At 42.2% G+C, this 20,095-nt stretch carries 21 protein-coding genes; 2 read left to right on the top strand and 19 right to left on the bottom strand.

From position 1 onward, the window contains the following. Positions 1–61 precede the first annotated feature (61 nt). Positions 62–715: a TetR/AcrR family transcriptional regulator gene (locus MKX35_RS16335; RefSeq protein ID WP_076286725.1), complete on the top strand. Its 654-nt coding sequence runs from the start codon at positions 62–64 to the stop codon at positions 713–715. Between the two features lie 62 nt (positions 716–777). Here MKX35_RS16335 and MKX35_RS16330 read toward each other — a convergent pair whose 3' ends face one another. The 8 genes from MKX35_RS16330 to MKX35_RS16295 form a co-directional block, all read right to left on the bottom strand. Next, complete coding sequence (locus MKX35_RS16330) at positions 778–1,599, bottom strand: ABC transporter permease (RefSeq protein WP_076300880.1); 822 nt, start codon at positions 1,597–1,599, stop codon at positions 778–780. Next, positions 1,596–2,630 carry an ATP-binding cassette domain-containing protein gene (locus MKX35_RS16325; protein ID WP_076300879.1) on the bottom strand — a complete coding sequence of 345 codons (1,035 nt, stop codon included), beginning with the start codon at positions 2,628–2,630 and terminating at the stop codon, positions 1,596–1,598. The genes MKX35_RS16330 and MKX35_RS16325 overlap by 4 nt, the downstream gene beginning before the upstream one ends. 429 nt (positions 2,631–3,059) lie before the next feature. Next, a complete protein-coding gene (locus MKX35_RS16320) occupies positions 3,060–3,392 on the bottom strand; it encodes an ArsR/SmtB family transcription factor (RefSeq protein WP_042128608.1) in 333 nt (110 codons plus the stop codon). 1 nt (position 3,393) lies between these two features. After that, complete coding sequence (locus MKX35_RS16315) at positions 3,394–3,816, bottom strand: SRPBCC family protein (protein ID WP_076286722.1); 423 nt, start codon at positions 3,814–3,816, stop codon at positions 3,394–3,396. A gap of 118 nt (positions 3,817–3,934) precedes the next feature. Continuing rightward, positions 3,935–4,300, bottom strand: a complete 366-nt coding sequence (locus tag MKX35_RS16310; protein WP_076300894.1) for a cupin domain-containing protein — start codon at positions 4,298–4,300, stop codon at positions 3,935–3,937. Positions 4,301–4,329: 29 nt separating this feature from the next. After that, positions 4,330–5,313, bottom strand: a complete 984-nt coding sequence (locus tag MKX35_RS16305) for an iron-siderophore ABC transporter substrate-binding protein (protein ID WP_076300878.1) — start codon at positions 5,311–5,313, stop codon at positions 4,330–4,332. An 86-nt stretch (positions 5,314–5,399) separates the two neighbouring features. Further along, the gene (locus MKX35_RS16300; RefSeq protein ID WP_076286720.1) at positions 5,400–6,227 is read right to left on the bottom strand and encodes an AraC family transcriptional regulator; all 828 of its coding nucleotides are present in this window, start codon (positions 6,225–6,227) and stop codon (positions 5,400–5,402) included. Positions 6,228–6,510: 283 nt separating this feature from the next. Beyond that, entirely contained in the window at positions 6,511–7,329 is an 819-nt protein-coding gene (locus tag MKX35_RS16295) for a MerR family transcriptional regulator (protein ID WP_076300877.1), read from the bottom strand. A 114-nt stretch (positions 7,330–7,443) separates the two neighbouring features. Between MKX35_RS16295 and MKX35_RS16290 the strand changes: the two genes are divergently transcribed. After that, entirely contained in the window at positions 7,444–8,952 is a 1,509-nt protein-coding gene (locus MKX35_RS16290; protein ID WP_076300876.1) for an MFS transporter, read from the top strand. A gap of 104 nt (positions 8,953–9,056) precedes the next feature. Here the strand turns inward: MKX35_RS16290 and MKX35_RS16285 are convergent, their stop codons facing one another. The 11 genes from MKX35_RS16285 to MKX35_RS16235 all read right to left on the bottom strand — a co-directional run bounded on the left by MKX35_RS16285 (position 9,057) and on the right by MKX35_RS16235 (position 20,040). Then, on the bottom strand, positions 9,057–9,668 hold the full coding sequence (locus tag MKX35_RS16285; RefSeq protein ID WP_076286717.1) for a glycerol-3-phosphate acyltransferase: 612 nt from the start codon (positions 9,666–9,668) through the stop codon (positions 9,057–9,059). Beyond that, positions 9,668–10,759 carry a glycosyltransferase gene (locus MKX35_RS16280; protein ID WP_076300875.1) on the bottom strand — a complete coding sequence of 364 codons (1,092 nt, stop codon included), beginning with the start codon at positions 10,757–10,759 and terminating at the stop codon, positions 9,668–9,670. Before MKX35_RS16280 ends, MKX35_RS16285 begins: the two co-directional genes overlap by 1 nt. Positions 10,760–10,824: 65 nt before the next feature. Further along, complete coding sequence (locus MKX35_RS16275) at positions 10,825–12,027, bottom strand: MFS transporter (protein ID WP_076286715.1); 1,203 nt, start codon at positions 12,025–12,027, stop codon at positions 10,825–10,827. A 19-nt stretch (positions 12,028–12,046) separates the two neighbouring features. After that, positions 12,047–13,075 (bottom strand): ROK family transcriptional regulator, encoded by a 1,029-nt coding sequence (locus MKX35_RS16270; protein WP_076286714.1) that lies wholly within the window; start codon positions 13,073–13,075, stop codon positions 12,047–12,049. A gap of 165 nt (positions 13,076–13,240) precedes the next feature. Continuing rightward, entirely contained in the window at positions 13,241–13,756 is a 516-nt protein-coding gene (locus tag MKX35_RS16265) for a GNAT family N-acetyltransferase (RefSeq protein WP_076286713.1), read from the bottom strand. Positions 13,757–13,758: 2 nt separating this feature from the next. Further along, positions 13,759–14,961: a Gfo/Idh/MocA family protein gene (locus tag MKX35_RS16260; protein ID WP_076286712.1), complete on the bottom strand. Its 1,203-nt coding sequence runs from the start codon at positions 14,959–14,961 to the stop codon at positions 13,759–13,761. Beyond that, positions 14,958–15,818, bottom strand: a complete 861-nt coding sequence (locus MKX35_RS16255) for a metallophosphoesterase family protein (RefSeq protein WP_076286711.1) — start codon at positions 15,816–15,818, stop codon at positions 14,958–14,960. Before MKX35_RS16255 ends, MKX35_RS16260 begins: the two co-directional genes overlap by 4 nt. Positions 15,819–15,830: 12 nt before the next feature. After that, positions 15,831–16,667: a carbohydrate ABC transporter permease gene (locus MKX35_RS16250; protein ID WP_081383077.1), complete on the bottom strand. Its 837-nt coding sequence runs from the start codon at positions 16,665–16,667 to the stop codon at positions 15,831–15,833. Positions 16,668–16,751: 84 nt separating this feature from the next. Continuing rightward, positions 16,752–17,660 carry a carbohydrate ABC transporter permease gene (locus tag MKX35_RS16245; RefSeq protein ID WP_445671585.1) on the bottom strand — a complete coding sequence of 303 codons (909 nt, stop codon included), beginning with the start codon at positions 17,658–17,660 and terminating at the stop codon, positions 16,752–16,754. Between the two features lie 85 nt (positions 17,661–17,745). Beyond that, the gene (locus tag MKX35_RS16240; protein ID WP_076300874.1) at positions 17,746–19,116 is read right to left on the bottom strand and encodes an ABC transporter substrate-binding protein; all 1,371 of its coding nucleotides are present in this window, start codon (positions 19,114–19,116) and stop codon (positions 17,746–17,748) included. 33 nt (positions 19,117–19,149) lie between these two features. Further along, positions 19,150–20,040: a DUF6923 family protein gene (locus MKX35_RS16235; protein ID WP_076300873.1), complete on the bottom strand. Its 891-nt coding sequence runs from the start codon at positions 20,038–20,040 to the stop codon at positions 19,150–19,152. Positions 20,041–20,095 lie beyond the last annotated feature (55 nt).

Raw genomic sequence — 20,095 nt, 5'->3', positions numbered from 1 at the left:
AGGTTTAGAAATAACGGCTATTTGAAAAAGCTAAAGTAAAGTTCTAAGGAAGTGAAACTACATGCAAAAATCGTCCAAAATATCTTCTATAGATGCTCAATCCGTTACAACCTACCCAAAAGCAAAACTACAGCATGCAGAAATATTAAGACTGAATATTATCGAAGCCGCTGCGGCCATTATGCATGAATCCGGACCTGAAGGTGTAACCATTCGCAAGGTTGCTGAAAAAATGGAATGTCCCACAAAAATCATTTATAACTTGTTTGGAAACAAGGAAGGTTTAGCGAAGGAGCTTTTTCTGCAAGGGTGTAAATTGTTGGCCGCTGCCTTTCAAGCGGTTCCAAAACAAGACAATCTAAATTTATATCTTCGCGATCTTGGACAAGCTTATTGGGATTTCTCACGGAATCATACCAGCTATTATATGGTTATGTTTGGAGGGGCTTTTAGCGAGTTCAAACCGGAGGAAGAAAGTTTACATGCTATCTTCACGGCACTTCAACAAGTAATAGCCCTTATTACAGAAGCCATCGAACAAGGGTTTATTGAGGAGAAAGATCCCCTCCTTGTTGTGAATCTGGTGTGGGCATCGTTGCATGGCGTCATTCATCTGCATTTGGGGGGACATATTCAAAATGAGGAAGCTGCTAAAACATTGTATGATAGATCAGTATCCAATTTAATCCATACGTTCTTTAGAAGCGATAATTAAAAAAGAAGCTTTTTTGCGGCTAATACAAAAAAACGGCATTTCTGCCGTTTTTTCATTTCATATTATGTCCGGCGCATATAAGCACGAACTGTAATTGGTGCAAAAATCGCAACGATGACAGCTGCTCCGATCAGAGAGATTACGAAATCCCAGCCTACGGTACCATTGTTAGTAAGCTCCCGCACCGCGGTCACCAAATGTGAGATCGGATTGACTTTAACAAACCATTGAAGCCAGCTAGGCATTGTATCTACCGGTACGAATGCGTTAGACAGAAACGTAAGCGGGAACAGCACAATCATCGAGATCCCTTGTACACTTGAGGCTGTTCTTGCAATGACACCAAAGAAAGCAAAGATCCAGCTAATCGACCAAGCACAGACAATAACAAGAAGTGCCGCTACAGCAACATGCCCCAGCCCTCCCTCGGGCCGTAATCCCATAATATAACCCATGGTGAAAGTGAGCACAGTCGCTATCGTATACCGAATCGTATCTGCTAATAGAGCACCTGCTAACGGAGCTATCCTTGCAATTGGCAGTGATTTAAATCGGTCAAACACACCTTTATCCATATCCTCACGTAATTGAACTCCAGTAACGATCGAAGTAGTAATTACGGTCTGAACGAGAATACCAGGAATGATAACAGGCAAATAGCTAGCAATGTCACCAGAGATGGCTCCACCAAAAATATAGGTAAACATCAGAGTAAAAATAATAGGCTGAAGCGTAACATCGAATAATTGCTCAGGTGTTCGCCGTATTTTTAGTATACCTCTATACGCCATTGTGAATGAATTTCGTATACTCTGTCTGAGACTCGTATGGTTTTTCAATTGTCTTGTAGTTCCTGAGTTTATTGCAGAAGTTCTTGTACTCATACTCTTACTGCCTCCTTCTTGTTTGACTGCCCAGACGCATTTGAAGCGTTATCTGTTACACCCTGACCCGTGATTGTTAAGAATACTTCATCAAGTGTTGGTTTCTGCACACTCACCTCTGCAAGTGGAATGCCTGCTTCGCGCAGAGCAATAAGTAAGTCAGTCACTAAATCCGCGTTCGCCATCGGTGCAGAAATCTGCCCTTCCTCGAACGAAGACACATTGGATTGGACATGCAGAACATGTTCTACAAGCTGACGAGCTTGTTTAAAATCCTTTAGCTCTCGGACCTTCAATAGTAAAGATGTGGTACCCACGGATGATTTCAGCTCATCCACAGTGCCCTCGGCGACGACTTGCCCACGGTCAATAACTGCCACCCGGTCTGCAAGTTGATCTGCTTCTTCAAGGTACTGCGTCGTTAAAAGAACTGTTGATCCCGTATTCACCAATCGACGAATGGTATCCCACATCTGTGAACGAGTGCGAGGATCAAGCCCTGTAGTCGGTTCATCCAGGAAAATTAAAGGTGGTTGTGCAATAAGGCTAGCTGCCAAATCCAGACGGCGACGCATACCGCCAGAGAAATTTCGAAGAGGCCGTTTAGCCGCCTCAGTCAGACCAAACTCTTCCAGTAATTCTGTTGCTTTTTTCCGCGACTCTGCGCGCCCAAGCCCTAATAGCCGAGAGAAGATAATAAGATTCTCTGTAGCACTTAATGACTCATCGACTGAGGCGTATTGTCCTGTCACACCAATTAATTGCCGCACTATCTGCGATTCCTTCACTACATCATGTCCGAAGATTCGCGCTGAACCTGCATCAGGGCGAAGTAAGGTCGCCAGCATCCGTATGACGGTAGTTTTTCCGGCTCCATTTGGACCAAGAACTCCATAGATCGTACCTGCTTTTACGTTTAAATTCACCCCATCCACAGCGCGATTGTCACCAAATGTTTTGACGAGTCCACGCGCCTCGACGGCCCAATCTCCAGGGTTGTGCTCAATTATTTTTTTGCGTTCATTAACCATTACAATTCCTCCAACGTTTTAGTTTGTATTGTGATGCTAACTCCCTTTTATAAACTGAATTTAAACGAAGGTTTAAACTGAGTTTATAAATGAGATATGCTTTCCGTTGAAAGCTATCCTGTAAATGCAGAAATAACGGTGTAGCTCAATGCTACGCCGTTTATTCTTTCAAAAATGCTTCTGCCTTGTCCTTATGTTCATCTGGAATGCTAACGGACTCCATGGAGCTTTATCGGACTGAAAGTACACAATATTGCCCCTGATAATGATGATTAACGTCTCTCTAGTCCGCAACTCGCCCCAAATGCCTCAAAATGAGCAAATAGCAGTTCATATGTATATACGAATCCATTATATCTGTTTCATTTAAATATTTTTGCACAATGCATCAAAAAAACCGAGAAGCGCGATCTCACGCCTCTCGGTTTATCATTCATTGTTATGATCTGCTTCAACATATTCTTTAAGCGCAAACAGTTTATTAGCCCAGTATTGTTCAAAAAAGGTAAGCCAATCTTGAAGCTCCAGTAGAGGCTCTGGCTGAAGCTTGTACCGAGTCTCCCGACCGACTTTCTGACTGCTAACAAGCTGCGCATCGGACAATACTTGTAAATGCTTGTTAACAGCGGTTCGGCTGATCGGGTAGCAGTCCGAGATGGATGCTATGGACATTTCCTTATTAGCAAGCAGCTTTAGCAGACTGCGGCGGGTAGGATCTGCTATCGCTTGAAATACATCATGTCCAGATTCAGCGACTGGCATCTTAAACCTCGATATAAGCAGGAAGTTTTTCTTGGACGATTTTCTCCCAGCCGCCGTTCATAAAGCCACGAACGATTGGATGCGGTTGACCAAATTCAGTTACCTTTTCAGGGTCCCATCCAGAGTGAATCACGGTGAACTCCGTCTTCCCATCAATTTCTTTCAATTCAAAGGCAAGATGCCAATCCTTCCCCCAATTAAAACCAACACGGTTCGGCTCATCAATCTCGGTAACTTTACATGGGGAATCCCCGAATTGTCCAGCATGTAGAATGAACTCATGACCTACCACTGGCTCGAATGTACTTGGCATCCACCAGGCAGCTATTCCTTCAGCAGTGGAAACAGCTTTCCATACTTTTTCAATGGGCGCATTGAGTGTAATTGTTTGACGAATATCTTGTAGTGGTCCTTGAGTTTGCATAAATTTCCTCCAAAATTCATTTTAATGTAACACCTTCTGGTTTCGTTTTTATTATAACACCATTTGGTGTTATGTCAATTTGCAGAAACCTAAAGAGAATAGCGGAGGAAAGCCTTAACTAGATCCAAGTATTATTGGCTGCGGTTAATTCGGATTCAGTACCGCCAGTGTTTACTACGCTTCTAGGCTCCACCAACATGATATGGCATTCCTTTTCGGCAGAAGGCTTCATCTCGACTCCCTTTGGGAGAAAAAACATCTCACCCTTGGAGATTTTAACCTGACCATCACGGAAATCAATGATCATCTCCCCTTCGAGCGTAAAAAATACCTTATCGGTATCTTGATGAACATGCCATTCAAAATCCCCAGTGATCTTAATAAGTTTAAATTGATAGTCATTCATTTCACCAATGACTTTCGGAGACCAAAGGTCGTTAAATTTAGATAACTTATCGTTCAGATTAATAGCTTGATAATGGATAGTAATCACTCCTTATTTCCCTCAACTTATTAGAGCTTAAGCAAGGCTGATAATATATTTTGTAAAGCGTAATCAATAGCTAATGGTCCACCAGTAATAGCGGAATTATCCATTAAATAGACATTGCCTTTCTTTACGGCATTCATAGCATTCCACACATTACTTTGTTTTAAGTTATTCATTAATTCCTCCTTTTTTGTAATGTCACCAATAAGGAAAATATGGTCTGCTTGAACAGTTGATATTCCTTCAAACGAAGTAAATTCATTATTATTACCTGCATATGTATCATCCGGTGTAAGCCCCAGTCCCTTTTTTTTATCAAAAGCAAGTTTATAGACCGGATTCCCTTCACCTAGAACATTAAAAGTTTTTCCATCCCAAGACAATATAAGCGATACTGTCTCTCTTTCCATCGACTTTAATGTTTCACGCCCAGTTGTAATATCTTTCATCATTTTATCAATTACTTTTTCCGCTTCGTCTTCTTTTCCAATAATCATGGCTACTGTACGGAGTCCATATTGCCAATCTTCATAGATGTCCTTGTATTTTAATGTAATGACTGGTGCAATTTTATCTAGTGAATCATACACTGCTTCATGATGCTCTGTTGCTAAAATATAATCAGGATTAATAGATAGAATTTTCTCAATGCTAGGAGACACTTTATCTCCTAGTTCTTCAGCTGAATCCAGCTTTCCTTTTAAATAAGATAAAGAAGATAGATAATCTTTTTCTGTAGATGCAACAGGTGGCTCACCTAATGCAACTAATATTTCAGGATAAAAATACCATAGCGAGGCTATTTTTTCCGGTTTTTTCTCGATAACAATTTCTTTACCTAAGGCATCCTTAAATGTTCTTGGCCAATCAGCTGCATCTACATTAACTGCTGTTGAAGATACGCCTTCTTTAGTTGATTCTTTATTTTCAGCAGGTGTTTCAGTACAACCCGCTAGTATACCTGCTAATAATAGTGTTGCGACTAGCAGTCCTCTAATCTTTTTCATACGAAATTCCTCCAACATAATGGTTTCTTTGCTTAACCATTATTATAGTAAAGTACTTTTTAGATAAGAATGGATGCAGGTTGAATTTACCATGGATTATTGATGAACTTCTCTCGATATTCGGTAGGTGAAATGCCACATTGTTTTTTGAACACTCTACTAAAATAAAAGGGGTCAGCCATTCCAACGGTTTGCGCAATTTGTTGTACAGGCGCATCACTTGTAAATAGCATTTCTTGCGCTATATTTATACGATATTTTAATAAATATTCTGCTGGTCCCATACCGGCATGTGTTCTAAATACGTAAGAAAGTCGATTTCGATTAACGTTATTTTGTTCTGCAAGCGAAGCTATTGTAAGACTTTGATAATAGTTTTGATGAATATAATTAGATACCCGCTCGAATAAAGTATGTGATTCACAGCTATCTTCCCTATTAATAACACATAATAAGGCCTCATTCAGCACTTCGCGAAACAGCATTTCAGTCTGAAACATCGAAATGCCTCCACGCTGATTATACACATGCCAAAGACGCATAATTAATTCAATAAGACGAGGAGATTGACCTGTTAATAATTCAAAATGCTGATGAGAAAAGCTTGACTCTTTTAGTTCTGAGTTACATATCCGATATTGAACAAGAATATATTCCCAATTGGTTCTACCTAACATTTTTTGATCTAATTTCATTTTTGCACCCCCATGCACAACTTTTCCAGGCGAAAAGATATAAGGCGTGCCATTAAATTTAAATTTAATCTTTCCTGTAAGTGGAAACACAAATCCAGGAAAAGAATCTGTATAGTCAGCGTAAGGCACACCTGGATTTTCAGCATATCGATATACTCCTTCTACTTGGAAAGGAGTGTGTGCAAAATGCTCTGCTAATTGATTAACATCTATTTTCACAATGCATACCTCATTTCAATAGTAGTCTCTTCTATGGATAATCATCAACAAAACTCAATCATAGTGCACCAGCTCAGAGGCATTGGCGTCGGTAAGGTGAGCATAAGGATTCACGCCTGTTTACACATTAATAATAATGATTATCATTGTCAATCAATATAGATAATAAAAATGTCGCATCTGGCTAATGCTCAAGCCATCAGGTATCCATAAAAAAAACGCTTGGAATCCCAAGCGTGTCAATTTGTAAGCCAATTTTAAAGTCAATCCAATGCTCTAAACCTCAAAAGGTTTGGATCGCAATTTGAATAACATACTTATCCGGATCCCCTACAGCTAAATAACTAAGCAATTCATACTCATAAGCGTTTCCGGTTATGTGTAAATCATTTTCAGCAATATAAGACTTTAGCTTCTCATAGGACGCAGGTAAGGTTTCATAAGATCCCTTGTGATTCATGATCAAATATTTACCCTTTGGCTTAATATAAAGTAATTCACCGTTATGCTTTTCATTGATTTTATTACAATAATAATCCGGGTCATAGTCACCTTCTTCCAAACTGCTTTTACAAATAATCGAACCTATCGGAAAGTCATATTCAAGATGATGTTCATCGCAATAATCGAAGATTCGATATACTTTTCGTACATGATCCTTCTCACCCTTCTCCTTCGAGAGTCTAACCGCAATAAAATACTCTTCATCACATTCCTCGACCCAGGGTTCTCCACAATCAACGTAGAGCGCACGATTCGTATTATCTATAGCCCCTTGTAAAAGCCTCTGCATTCGCTCTAACTTTTTTTGTTCATCAACCAACTGCAGCTGTTTTTGCTTAAGCATGGATAAAAAATGCAATGTGTTTTGATCTTGTATATATTCTTTGATCTCATTCAACGGCGTTCCTGTCCCTTTTAGTACGGCAATAATATCGAAGGTATAAAACTGCTTATAGGAATAATAACGATATCCGTTTTCCTTCACGATCTCCGGTTTTAATATACCAATTTCATCATAATGGAATAACGTATGCTTCGTTACCCCACATACCTTTGCGAACTCACTCGTCGTAAAGTATTGATCATAATCAATAGACATTCAGATCACTCCTCTTGACTATCGGGTTACCCTATACCTCAAAGTACAATAACGTAACACCATTACCTTGTCAAGGTAACGTTATTAGCTACTATCATCTTAGGAGGATTACCCATGTTTTCATCAAATCTATCTAAATTTCAACGCTGGATCGTGCTGGCGATTGTGTCCAGCGCACTCTTTATGATCGTCATCGACATGACCGTACTTTATTCGGTTCTACCACGACTTACGCATGATCTTGCTGCTTCTGCATCGGAAAAACTATGGATCGTAAATATTTATCCACTTGTAATGTCAGGATTATTACTCGGTCTTGGCACACTAGGCGATCGTCTTGGGCATAAAAAACTCTTCGTTATGGGACTTACTATCTTTGGGTTGGCTTCATTAATCGCCGCCTACGCGCCGACACCTCTCGTGCTTATTGCTGCGCGTACCCTACTAGCTATTGGTGCAGCCATGATGATGCCCGCAACACTCTCCATTATTCGAACTACCTTTTCGGATGAGCGTGAGCGTTCACTAGCCGTAGGTATTTGGGCATCTGTCTCCTCTGTGGGAGCAGGAATGGGTCCACTCGTTGGTGGTTTTTTACTGGAACATTTCTGGTGGGGATCGGTGTTCCTCATCAATATTCCTATAGTTATTCTTGCACTGATCTTGGCCATCTTACTAATCCCAAACCTTAAAGGGAATAAGAATAAGAAATGGGATTTCATTGGTTCCGTTCAAATTATGATTGGTCTGGTTGCCCTTGTTTATGCAGTTAAGGAGATCAGCAGACGTGAAGGTTCAATTTCCATCGCTGTGTTATCTGCCGTGATTGGTGTCGTAGCTATGATCATATTTATGCGCCATCAACGTAAGAGCCAGAATCCATTAATAGATTTTGCACTATTTAGAGACTCCCACTTTACTACTGGAGTGGCTACAGCTCTATTGTCTTGTTTCGCACTTATTGGAATGGAATTGATCGTGACTCAACGGCTCCAGCTTGTTCTTGGATATACACCGTTGGAAGCAGGCTTGTACGTTGTATTCACTTCGATAGCGTCCTTCATCTCAGGGATACTCATCGGACTTGTGTTGCATCGAGTGGACAAAGTAAAAGTACAGTGGGTCTGTCTGTTAGTGTCAGGTATAGGAATGGGCACCCTTCTACTCTTCCATGACGGAAATATATTGTTACAATTCGCAGCCTTAATGATTCTGGGTGCAGGTCTTGGGGGAGCCATGACTGCCGCCTCAAATTCAATCATGCTAAATGTCCCCGTCGAAAAAGCTGGCATGGCCGCATCTATAGAGGAAGTATCGTTCGAACTCGGCAGCGCCCTAAGTATTACACTTCTGGGCAGTCTTTCGTCATTCATCTATACAGCATCATTAGTTCTCCCTGATGAACTAACAGTCCCGCCGATCGTTCGCGACAGCCTTGACGAAGCTCTTCTAGCCGCAGAAAATATGCCTACTGCTGCTGGATCTGCGCTCGTTGAAGCCGCACAATCAGCTTTTGATAAGTCATTTATTGTTGTCCTTGCCACTGCCACAATCCTTCTTTTAGCTTCTGCGTTTATTATCCGTGCTGTGTCAAAACGTAAATCCTCAATCCTAGAACACTAATATTAGAAAAGACGAAGCTACTGCTTCACCAAACAAGGGTGTCTCAACAGCTATGCGATAGCTGCTGGGACACCCTTGTTTATACCAAGCCTATATTATGTTCCTTATCGTTTCCTTGATGAATACTTCCTCACCCACACTGCCAATTCTAACCTGTGCGTATACACAAGGATCACAAAACTTCCAAACCATACCCATAAGATAGGAGCAGACCAATTACTAATGTACAAAAAAACGGAAAGAAGCAGCATTCCGCTAACTACTTGCACACCATCCGATACAGGTGAATTTCCTCTGCTTTTGAACCAACTGCTGAGCATTTTCAGCACTGCTAAAATGACTGCTAGCGCTAAAGAAGCTTTGAATCCTGTCAATGCACTCCATACCCCAAAGGTTACGGCAATTGCCTTACCACCTTTTCCTTTAAGAAAGGGAGATAAGGCATGACCCGCAATGGGAGCTAGGGCTAACGGAATAATGAAATACCCCTGACTATAATGACTTCCCATTACCCATAGAAGTGGTAGATACCCTTTTAAAAAATCCAATATAATCCCCAATATGCCGAATTTATAGCCTGACGACTTCCATAGATTCAAAGCCCCCGGATTACCGTCGCCAATGTCTTTCAGGTTCTTTTTACGCGCTAGACCAAGCCAATAGGAAAACATAAGAGATCCCGACAAAAATAAACCCGCGACCCACAATATAATCATTAGTCCCTATGGCCTCCCACCTGGATATGCCTTCCTTTCCAGCTTACATGCCTCAGAAAAACAACCTGATAAATCGAATACAGCATGATCAAGATAAAGAAAACAGTTGCTACCACGTGAAATACAGGAATAACGATGCCAAATACACCTACATATTTTATAAAATAAAAGAGCTGGAACATATAAAGGAGATAACCGATCAATAAAGGCATAAACCATGAAGTATTCGCAAAAATAAACACGGTTTCTGAGATGATTAGTCCGATTACCCAAAGCGCGATTGGAATAATTGTCCGCGGACTTATCGTTGAAGTGCTTAAGACAGCCCCTTTACTGAACCCTTCAATTTCACTTTTGATTCCCTTCGGATACATGCGAAACGATACTAAGCCATACCCGATATAATTGGTGATCGGAACACCTGCCGCAATAAATTTTTCTCCTAAAGACAAATCATCCAGCACTTCAGATCTAATGCTTTGATGGCCATTAACTTTTTCATAATCCTGCCTTAATACTAGAATACACGAGCCGTACAGCCCTTTTTTGGCATTATTCCTTTCAAAAACTGAGGTGAACGTGAAGATCCCCAGCATATTCATGATTAGGGCGAGCTTCTCAAACAGCTTTTCTGTATGATGAAAAGGAACTACCGAAATGACGCCTTTCGATAGCTCCCTTGCTTTTAATAATGAAGCCAGGGCGTTAGGCTTTAATCGAATATCCGCATCCAAAAAAGCAAAAATATCGCCCGAGGCCTGTAAATATCCATTCCATACTGCCCAGCTCTTACCCGTCCACCCCTCAGGGAGACTGCTGTTCGCAATAACCTTAACTCCATAGCTCTCAGCAATTTCTTTGGTCCGATCCTCCGAGAAGTCATCTACAACAATAATTTCATAGGGTGTAAGGGTCTGAGACTGAAGTGAATCGAGCAAAAAGCGCAAATTATATTCTTCATTCCTTGCGGGAATGATGATGGACAATTTCTCCGGTCCTTGAATAGGCTCGTGATAAGTGGTCAAAGTATTCTTTCTGAACAAAATAAAACCGGAGAGACATCCAACGCATATAACCATTAACAACCACATTACGGTTCCCCCCCTTCTACATCTATATATATGAAGGGTTAGTCCGTAATATATTCAATTCAAATTTAACCTACATTTACTTTAGCTGAGTATTTATTAAGCTTTTCTGTACATAAGAGCATGACGATAGCGAAAAAAACGATCATCGCAGGGAATATACCCAGCGTAAAATTCGATGCAAGTAAGCCGATAAACGGCGGCATCAGCGTGGTACCGGTATATGCCGTTGCCATCTGAAAGCCCATAATCGACTGGGCGTGCTTCTTCCCGAAACGTACAGGAGTTTCATGTAGCATACATGGAAAAATGGGGGCTAAGCCCAGACCTATAATCATAAATCCTACCAGTGAAACTATAGTGGGAAGTGGTAATACTAACAGCACTGTACCGATTAATGCAATGAGTTGGCCATATCGTATTAGCTGTTTATTACTCATTCTAAACGTAATGAAGCCCGTCACCATTCTGCCGAAGGTAATCCCTAGATAAAATACCGATACCCATGTCGCTGCAGTGGATGCAGGGATGTCTTTGATATTTACTAGAAAGCTGCTCCCCCATAACCCCATACTCGTTTCGATGGCAGAATAAAATAAGAAGGTTAACATCGCAAGCTTAACCCCTCTTAGTTTCCAAGGTTTTGTGTTCTCAGTAGCTTGCTCTAGCTCCGGATGATTGAGCTCATGTTCGCTACCAGCATTCAAGTTGCTATTGTTTCCAGCCACTCTATCCCATAAAGGCAGCGTAACGAAGAGAATTACAACTAAGCTCAATTGAATATAAGCAACCGTAAGATAACCTTCTCGCCATAGACCTTCACCAGAGATAAAAGACCCCATAATAATCGGACCCAGCGTCGCGCCCACTCCCCAGAAACAATGTAACCAGCTCATATGATGGGCTTTATAGTGCGTAGCAACATAACTGTTTAATCCGGCATCTACAGATCCCGCACCTAAACCGAGTGGAATCGCAGCAACAATTAGCCATACTAATGAAGGTGACCATGCAAAACCAAATAAAGCTACAGCCGTCATTATACAGCTTACAAGGGTCACTTTCCCCGTACCAAAACGTTTAAGGATTGTACCACTCATCAAACTGGAGACAATTGTGCCTACTGCAATAACCATTGAAAGGATTCCAGCAGTACCTAATGAGGCATTTAGATCTATTCTCATTACCGGCCATGCGGATCCAAGTAATGAATCTGGCAGTCCTAAACTAATAAATGCTAAATAAATAATAATAAGAAAAAAAGTAGCCATCGTTATCTCCTTAAGGGTTCTAATCTATTTGTTGTGAAACTAATAAACCTAATCCAAGACTTTGTAATCCATTCAGATAATCACGCTTCAAGTCACTTACCGCTAATTCCGGAAGATGTTCCTTAGGAACGTATGTAGCAGTTCGCTCAGCGATTTGATTAAGCATAGCTGGAGCTAATTCATCCTCACAAAAAATAATATAATGCGGATTCAAAATAGAGGTCATAGTAGCCACTAACCGACTAATCGCATCTACTTTATGATCCGACTGCATGCTTGATCCACCCTGATCTCCAGTTAATGCTTCTATGAAATTTCTATTGTCATACTGGGGCATATATTGAACTTCCCCTGAAAAAAACGTCTTTCCCCGAACAATTTCACCATTAACGGCTATCCCAGCTCCCGGTCCGTTTTTCCCTAAATACAGATACATCAAAGAAATATTCTCCTTCAAATTTCTTTGCGCCATATAACCGATTACAGCGGCATTCATATCATTTTCCACGATTGTCGGGATAGAGAGCTGATCTTCTATACATCTTTTCAAATCTAGATTCTGATATTTCGCATAACCTGGGATCAGAAAAATCTTCCCCTGTTTCACCGCGCCTGGAACACCAATCGCTACAGATTGAATCTTAGGATTGACCTTTTTTTCGCCTTCGATAAGCGAGACCAGTGTACTAACGTCTTCCTCAAGAATACTAGGTAAATTCCCTTCTTTTACAACATCGCCAATGCAATTATAGATCGTATAGTTCGTTTCATTTTTTTCCAAAAAAATAGCCATCCCTAATCGGTAATTCGGATTATAGGCGTATCTTATTGCCCTTCTTCCGCCACTAGACTCATCAAGGCCAATGATCGTCACTTCCCCAGTCTCTTCCATCTGCATTAGAAATTTACTGATCGTTGGAAAACTGTATTGTAATCTTTGACTTAACTCCGCCTTCGTAGCCCTTCCGAATTCTAATAATGCTGTTCGAATATTCCGAATAATTTCGGATTTGAGTTGCTGTGAAGGAAGTCTTTTATCACTTGCCATGGCTCTCCCACCTATAGTCAAACTGACTTATTAAATGCATTTAATAAGTCAGTTTGACTATAGCAGGAATACTTCTTAACGACAACATAATTTTTGGATGCTGCCCCTTCTGAAACTCCAACATGAATAAAGGGGCATGAAGCCCCCCCCTAATTATCAACAAATTTAAAGCCTTTGCAGGATTCGCTCCCATCTTCCAGGATGGCTTTCATCCAAGTACACAGGCTGAAAGCCTAATTTCAAATAAATGCGGATGGCAGGCAGTCTGAAATCATCGGTTTCTAAACATGCCACCGTTCCCCCTGAATCTCTTATTTTGTGCAAGACAGCTAGACTCACAGCATAGCCGAGACCTTTACCAGAATATTCTGGAAGCACTCCAACCATATGCAAGTACCAGTTCTTATTGTCCTCACTACCCGACTCCCAGGCCGTAGCAGTAGCTACAGGTTGATCCCCGCGGCAAATGAACAACAAGCGATCCGAATACAAGGGTACATGATCACTGATTTTATGAGCAAATTTAACTTCCCTTGTAAAAGAATGGCGTATAAGCTCTTCCCAGTTCCGTTCATCATCCGGCTCGAAATGACGAATTAGATACCCGGTAGGACAGTGAAAAACAGGCAAGTCGGACAGCATTTCTTTTTTCATCACAAGTTTGGAAAGGGCCTGATCCACCGTCAATTCCTCACTCTCGTTCTAAAATCAGGAAAGGCTATTGCTTTTCCACCATTCTCTACAGATTCCATAGACAATGTAAACACAGAGCTCCAAGTAACGGCATCATATACGTCCACCGAGGGGGTTCGATCCTCCTGAATGGCAGAAATAAATTCTTCAAGCACCATAAAATCGCCTCCGCCATGTTTCGTCCCAGCGGCATATTCGCCCCATTTCATCCATGTCGGGTGATCATAGAGTGGTTGATAACTGCTTAAAGGCTCCCACATTTCCTCTCCATCCGCTATATTTTTGGGCGAGAGATTCTTGAACCAGATCAAATCCTCTTCGTACTGATGGCGGCCCGTAATATACGCTCCCTCAGTTCCTTGCAGTAAATAATGAGTTTTATTATGCGGTCTAACGGAGGACCAGTCTACACGCAGTTCAATCAGTACACCCTTTTCCGTTTGAATGACCGCAACCGCGCTATCCCCTTGCCGCCAGAATCCCTCCCGTGCTGCTGGGTGATCTTTTCCATAATGCTCTCCGAAATAATATTGTAAGGATCTAGATTTGGAAACAGAAGACGAGACGCTTTTTAATCGATCACCCTCAGGCTTATTGAGGTTAATCCATTGCGCAACTGGACCAATAGAATGTGTTGGATAATTGATCCCGTTATACTGCTGATGTAATTGCCCCCGCCAAGTCAGAGAACCATCCGGATGATGAGTCAAATGACGTAAATCATGGATATATCCGCCTTCCAGATAAGTAATTTCACCGAACATGCCTTGATCCGCCATATGTTTAATCGTCAGATTTGAGCGCGAGAAGCAGTAATTTTCAGACATCATATATTTAAGTCCAGTTTGTTCAACAGTTTCGATAAGCTCCCAAGCTTCCTCTAAAGATTGGATCGAAATCACTTCGCTTAGGACATGCTTACCCGCTTTTAAAGCATCAATAGATTGTCTGGCATGCAAATGCATGGGGCTTAAGATAAACACCGCATCTATCGCCGAATCTTTTAACATTTCATGATAATCCCGATACGTTCGGATTTCTGGGAATTTCTCTTTCCATTGGTTAAGCACCCACTCATTCAAGTCACAAGTGGCGGTTAGATGTATCCGATCCGATAGAGAGTACAGTGCATTCATAAAACTGGCTCCGCGATTTCCACCTACGATCGCTAATCTTACTGGCTGACGATTCATTGCTGGTCCACCTGCTTTCTATCCATTTGAAGTCGATTGATGATTAGCTCCTGATCTCTTGTCTCCCCTTCAGCCTGCGGATATTTTTCATAATCAAAAATGCTGAAGGTAAATAATGAAGACCATTTACTCAATTGCTCGCTTGCCAGATTCACCATCTCTAACCTGATTTCATCTTCAAGCACAGTAAGGATTCGAGCAGCAGGAATATCCAGGATGGAGGCTGTTTGAATGAAATGCCAGTTTTCTTTTCTAACGATAGAATGCACATGATTATGCCCGTTGAAATAGAAACCCACACCTTGCCATTGCTTCAATATCGGCCAAATGTCTAAGCTGGGATCCAGTGACATCATTGGCTCAGTTGATCTGGCCGTCGTATTATACAAGGGATGATGACCGAAGACGAATAAAGGTTTTTCCGATTTCCGCTTCACTTGTGCTTCGAGCCAAGTCAGCTGTTCATCATCAAGTGTTCCGCTCCAATCGTCACGATTTTCCCGTGCGGTATCCAGCAAAATAATGATTGCATTTGTCTCTTCAATCACACTGTATCGCTGCTGCCGGGTGACGGAAAGGATTTCTTCCTTAGGATAAGTGTACGTATCATGATTACCAAGAACATGTAGAAAACGTCTAGAATGCTTGCTATCCTTAATCTTACCCATGATATAATTAAATTCGCTAAATTCTCCTGCGTGCACCATATCTCCCACGGAAATATGATAATCGGCTGGGATGGACAAGAATAGATTCATAAATTGCTCATAAAAAGCATCTCGTGCATCTTTAATCAAAACCTTGTTGTTTAACAATTCGTCCGGGTAATGTAAGTCCCCAATAATCGCCAGCCTCATAAATGCCTCCTCCTAACCTTTAATGCCAGAGCTCATAAAACTACCTATCACTTGCCGCTGGAACAATAAAAATCCAATCATTAAGGGTGCCGAAACAATCAACGTAGCCGCGCAGACATCAGACCACTGTGCACCCGACTCTGTGGCTTTTGCGAACATCGCCAAGCCTACAGTTAATAAGCGATTCTCCTCCGAATTGGTTACAATAAGGGGCCACAAGAAATCATTCCAATGAAAGCTGACCGACACGATCGCAAAGGACACATAAATCGGGCGTGACAGTGGGACATAGATTCTTGAAAGAATATGCAGGCGTGAGGCGCCTTCCACCCGGGCAGCTTCATCCAGCTCATAGGGTAATTGCTTGAAGGATTGCCTTAACAGAAACACTCCAAAGGAGGAGGCAAAGTAAGGTAGCATAATCCCCAGCTTGGTATCCAGCAGACCCATTTCGTTCAACACCTGATAGTTGGAAAAGATAAGTACATCTGGCGGCACCATAATTTGCACCAAAAATAACATGAATAACAGATCTTTCAAGGCGAATCGTACCCGTGCGAACGCATAAGCAGCCATCGTCATTGTAACGAGTTGCACAGCAAGCACAACACCGCACACAAGCAATGTATTCATAAAAAATCGTCCAAAAGGCGCTCCATTCCAGACATGAATCAAATTCACAAACGTGAAGTCCCAAGACCATCCCGCATCGATAGCGACGTCTTTGGGTAGAAAAGCCGTTCTGACCACCCATAGGAAGGGAATGATCCAAGCCGCGGCAAACGTAAATCCAACCGCATGCCACAGTATCTGCCCGATTCGGCGCTTCGTTCTTTCGGAGTTCAGCATGCGCTCCTCTTCTAAAGCTTTGCGTGTATTCTGCCTTAATACTAAGGGCAGCTTTAGTGGATTATCCTCCATGGATTCCACCTCCTATTCATAATGGATTTTCCGATCCCAGCCAAAAAACTGTAAAGAGGAAATCAGGAGCAGCAGCACGATCATTACTACTGTCATCGATGCGGCCATCCCTTGATCGTAGAAATTAAAGGTGGACTCGTAGATATAATAAAGCAGCAGATTACTTGCATTATTCGGACCGCCCTTTGTCATAATCCAGAGATGGTCTACCAGCTTAAAAGAATTGGTTATCGCCACAACAGCCACGAACAACGTAGTCGGCATCGTGAGCGGAATTGTGATTCTGCGGATGGAAGTGAATGTACCGACTCCGCTTACTGCAGCCGCTTCATATAAATCCTTTGGAATCTGCTGCATTCCTGCTAAATAAAAAATCATAAAATATCCGGCTTCTTTCCAAATCATCATAATGACTAATGCACCCATCACCGTATCAGGTGTTCCCAGCAAATTCACAGGCTGATCCGCGATCCATGAAGCCAGTCTGGCAAAGAGCCCAAAATGAGGGGTATACAGAAACAACCAGATGTTCGCCACAGCGATCATCGGGATCATATTCGGATAGAAAAATGAAAGACGTGCCAGTCCCCGCCCTTTTATCGCCTTGTCGGCAAACAGTGCCATCAAGAAAGCCAAAGCTAATGAAGTGGGTACTGTGCCAATGGCGAACCATATATTGTTACTGATCACCTTCATAAAGACATTGTCGTGCAATAGATTAGCGTAATTGTCAAAACCGACGAACAAAGGCTCAGGAGTCGCCAAATTTTTCTCATAAAAGCTAAGCCAGAACGATTTAAACATAGGGTAATAAGTAAACAAGCAAAGAAAGAGCAGCGAAGGCAACACTAGTCCCCAGCCAAATCCGTTTCGTCTAAGCCTCTCACTCCATCCGGCATTCATACCATTCAATCCTTCCATGATTAAGGTTTCTACGATTAATGAATAAAGTAATGACGCCAGAACAAGCTATCGAGCCGTCCTGGCGTATTCCATACCTCAAAGCTTACTTATTGAAGGGAGCAAGTGCCTGATCTGCTTCTGCTTGAGCCTTTTTAAGTGCACCTGCTGCATCAATCTCTCCTGCCAATGCCGCTTGAATCTGGTTCGTAATTGCCGTCGATACTTTACCATGATTATGAGTGGACAATTCCCGGAACGCATATTCCAATTGATCTCTCGCTACCAATGCTTGCGGGAAATCCGCCGTATACTTCTTCATAGCATCTGTATCGTATGCGGATTTTCTTACGCCAACATAACCGGATGAGCTGCTAAAGAGGGCAGCTTGTTCTGAAGCCGTCATATATTTGGCAAATTCCCAAGCTGCAGCTTGTTTTTCAGGAGATGTGTCCTTGAAAATATACAGGTTACCTCCTCCAGTAGGTGATCCAAATTGCTTTTGTGCGGGTGGGAACGCTACGCCGAATTCGAACTTCGCGTTATTTTTTACATTGGTTAAGTTGCCGCTTGTATGCATCATCATGGCTGTTTTGCCTTGAATGAAATCTGTCGGAACGGTTGCCCAATCAATAACACCTTCCGGCATCGCCTTATTTTTATGGGACAAATCTAACCAGAATTGCAATGCCTCCACATTCTCCGGCGTATCGAACATCGCTTTTTTGCCATCGGAGGACATTATGTTTTGCTTCGGATCGGAAGCATTTTGCCGTGCAAGCATTTGAAACATCCAATAGGAATCATCATTTCCCGGAATTTCCAGCCCCACGTGACCGTCTTTGTTCAGCTTCTTAGCATAGGTTACAAGCTCATCCCTTGTAGTGGGTGGTTTCTCTGGATCAAGTCCTGCGGCTTTGAACATTTCTTTGTTGTAGTACATAACAATCGTGCTCCGCTGAAAAGGCAGGCTGTAAGTTTTACCTTCAGACTGTGTATCCTCTACAAAGGCGGGATAAAAATCAGCCATCTGAATATCCGTGTCCTTTGCAATAAAATCATCCAGCGGAATGATTGCATTCATATCGAGCATACTGTACAACTCTGTTGACATCATGACCGCGACATCCGGTGGCTGTTTGGCCTGCACACCTGCTTGAATTTTCACGGTATTGTCACCGTAATTACCTGTGTACACGGGATTAACCTTAATTTCCGGGTGCTGCTCCATGAATGCACTAGCCATCCCATCGATTACTTTTGTAAGGGGACCACCAACATTAACCGGATAATAAAATGTAATTTCCACCGGCTTAGTGACTGGAGTCTCTGTGGATTCCGGAGTTGCAGCGATTGCTGTGGGTTGAGCGGTATTTTCTTTGGCTTCAGCCGTACTGTTATTAGATTGTCCGCAGCCCGCTACTGCCAGCATTGAGACGGATAGCAGTGTTAGAATAGTTTTGGTTTGCTTTAGCATTTCTGTTAGCCCCTTTTTTCGCTTGGATTTGAATTAAAATGCATAATGGCGAAAGTTCACACTAATGCGATTCGAGCCTACATCAAGAATATGGAGCTGTGCACCATCAGCGGTAGGCAATACAGCAATTCCTTGGGCTTCAGTACCACTAGGCAGATTGCGATCAAAGGCAACAGATACGTTTCCAGTCTCCGGATCAATCTGATAAACCGTTTGGGTTGCGTTATCCGTAGAAGCATACAGAACACCGTTGTACATTTCGGCACCTTGAATTCGATCAATACTTTGGGAAAGTGGAATGGTTGTGATCACATGCATATCATCAAGACTTAGTACATTCAAGACGCTTGCATTACTCCACTGAGCTGTGTAGACCTGACCGCGAGCAGCATCAACGGCTACCCAAGGCACACCGCCAATATGCAGATTCAACGGTAAAGCATAGGATGTACCCGTATATTTCAAAGTGTTCACATCATAGAGGGCGATGTAAGGATGCTGATAGTTTTTGCCGTCTTCAATAGGAGCGTATATTTTACCGTTATAGTAGGAAATATCACCGATATGGTCTCCACCTTGGGAGGCAATCTCCAGTGGAATAGCCAATTCATTCCGTGCTTTTACGGATTTTCCATCAAGTCCAGTCCGTAAGAGCCCATACGAGGAATTAAAGATCCATGAATTCCCGTCTGTAGCCACCCCTTGTCCCCGTTCCAGGGCATCAAGTAACCAGAAGGTTTGCTTAGATACTTCATGCCAAGTTCCAGCAGTTGTAGCTGAAGTCGAAGTTGACTCTGCACTGATTTCTACCTCAGTGTTTACTAGGTTATCCGGTCCGACTGGTGTGGCAGATGCTACTAAAGATAAAGAACTGGTCGTAAGTACCCCCGCGCAAATCAGACTGAATAATCTCTTTAATCTCATGTTTTCTCTCCTCCTAATAAGGTTGTAGTTCGGCATTTGTGCGCCTTACTTCAAC

Origin of the sequence: Paenibacillus sp. FSL R5-0923, from assembly GCF_038009145.1 — a bacterium.
GTDB lineage: Bacteria > Bacillota > Bacilli > Paenibacillales > Paenibacillaceae > Paenibacillus_AQ.
This window is presented reverse-complemented; position numbering and strand designations above follow the sequence as displayed.

Excerpts from the sequence above, each read along its gene's own strand:
- MKX35_RS16335 (WP_076286725.1), top strand. The coding sequence starts at position 62 with ATGCAAAAATCGTCCAAAATATCTTCTATAGATGCTCAATCCGTTACA.
- MKX35_RS16330 (WP_076300880.1), bottom strand. The coding sequence starts at position 1,599 with ATGAGTACAAGAACTTCTGCAATAAACTCAGGAACTACAAGACAATTG.
- MKX35_RS16325 (WP_076300879.1), bottom strand. The coding sequence starts at position 2,630 with ATGGTTAATGAACGCAAAAAAATAATTGAGCACAACCCTGGAGATTGG.
- MKX35_RS16320 (WP_042128608.1), bottom strand. The coding sequence starts at position 3,392 with ATGCCAGTCGCTGAATCTGGACATGATGTATTTCAAGCGATAGCAGAT.
- MKX35_RS16315 (WP_076286722.1), bottom strand. The coding sequence starts at position 3,816 with ATGCAAACTCAAGGACCACTACAAGATATTCGTCAAACAATTACACTC.
- MKX35_RS16305 (WP_076300878.1), bottom strand. The coding sequence starts at position 5,313 with ATGAAAAAGATTAGAGGACTGCTAGTCGCAACACTATTATTAGCAGGT.
- MKX35_RS16295 (WP_076300877.1), bottom strand. The coding sequence starts at position 7,329 with ATGTCTATTGATTATGATCAATACTTTACGACGAGTGAGTTCGCAAAG.
- MKX35_RS16290 (WP_076300876.1), top strand. The coding sequence starts at position 7,444 with ATGTTTTCATCAAATCTATCTAAATTTCAACGCTGGATCGTGCTGGCG.
- MKX35_RS16285 (WP_076286717.1), bottom strand. The coding sequence starts at position 9,668 with ATGATTATATTGTGGGTCGCGGGTTTATTTTTGTCGGGATCTCTTATG.
- MKX35_RS16280 (WP_076300875.1), bottom strand. The coding sequence starts at position 10,759 with ATGTGGTTGTTAATGGTTATATGCGTTGGATGTCTCTCCGGTTTTATT.
- MKX35_RS16275 (WP_076286715.1), bottom strand. The coding sequence starts at position 12,027 with ATGGCTACTTTTTTTCTTATTATTATTTATTTAGCATTTATTAGTTTA.
- MKX35_RS16270 (WP_076286714.1), bottom strand. The coding sequence starts at position 13,075 with ATGGCAAGTGATAAAAGACTTCCTTCACAGCAACTCAAATCCGAAATT.
- MKX35_RS16260 (WP_076286712.1), bottom strand. The coding sequence starts at position 14,961 with ATGAATCGTCAGCCAGTAAGATTAGCGATCGTAGGTGGAAATCGCGGA.
- MKX35_RS16255 (WP_076286711.1), bottom strand. The coding sequence starts at position 15,818 with ATGAGGCTGGCGATTATTGGGGACTTACATTACCCGGACGAATTGTTA.
- MKX35_RS16250 (WP_081383077.1), bottom strand. The coding sequence starts at position 16,667 with ATGCTGAACTCCGAAAGAACGAAGCGCCGAATCGGGCAGATACTGTGG.
- MKX35_RS16245 (WP_445671585.1), bottom strand. The coding sequence starts at position 17,660 with ATGGAAGGATTGAATGGTATGAATGCCGGATGGAGTGAGAGGCTTAGA.
- MKX35_RS16240 (WP_076300874.1), bottom strand. The coding sequence starts at position 19,116 with ATGCTAAAGCAAACCAAAACTATTCTAACACTGCTATCCGTCTCAATG.
- MKX35_RS16235 (WP_076300873.1), bottom strand. The coding sequence starts at position 20,040 with ATGAGATTAAAGAGATTATTCAGTCTGATTTGCGCGGGGGTACTTACG.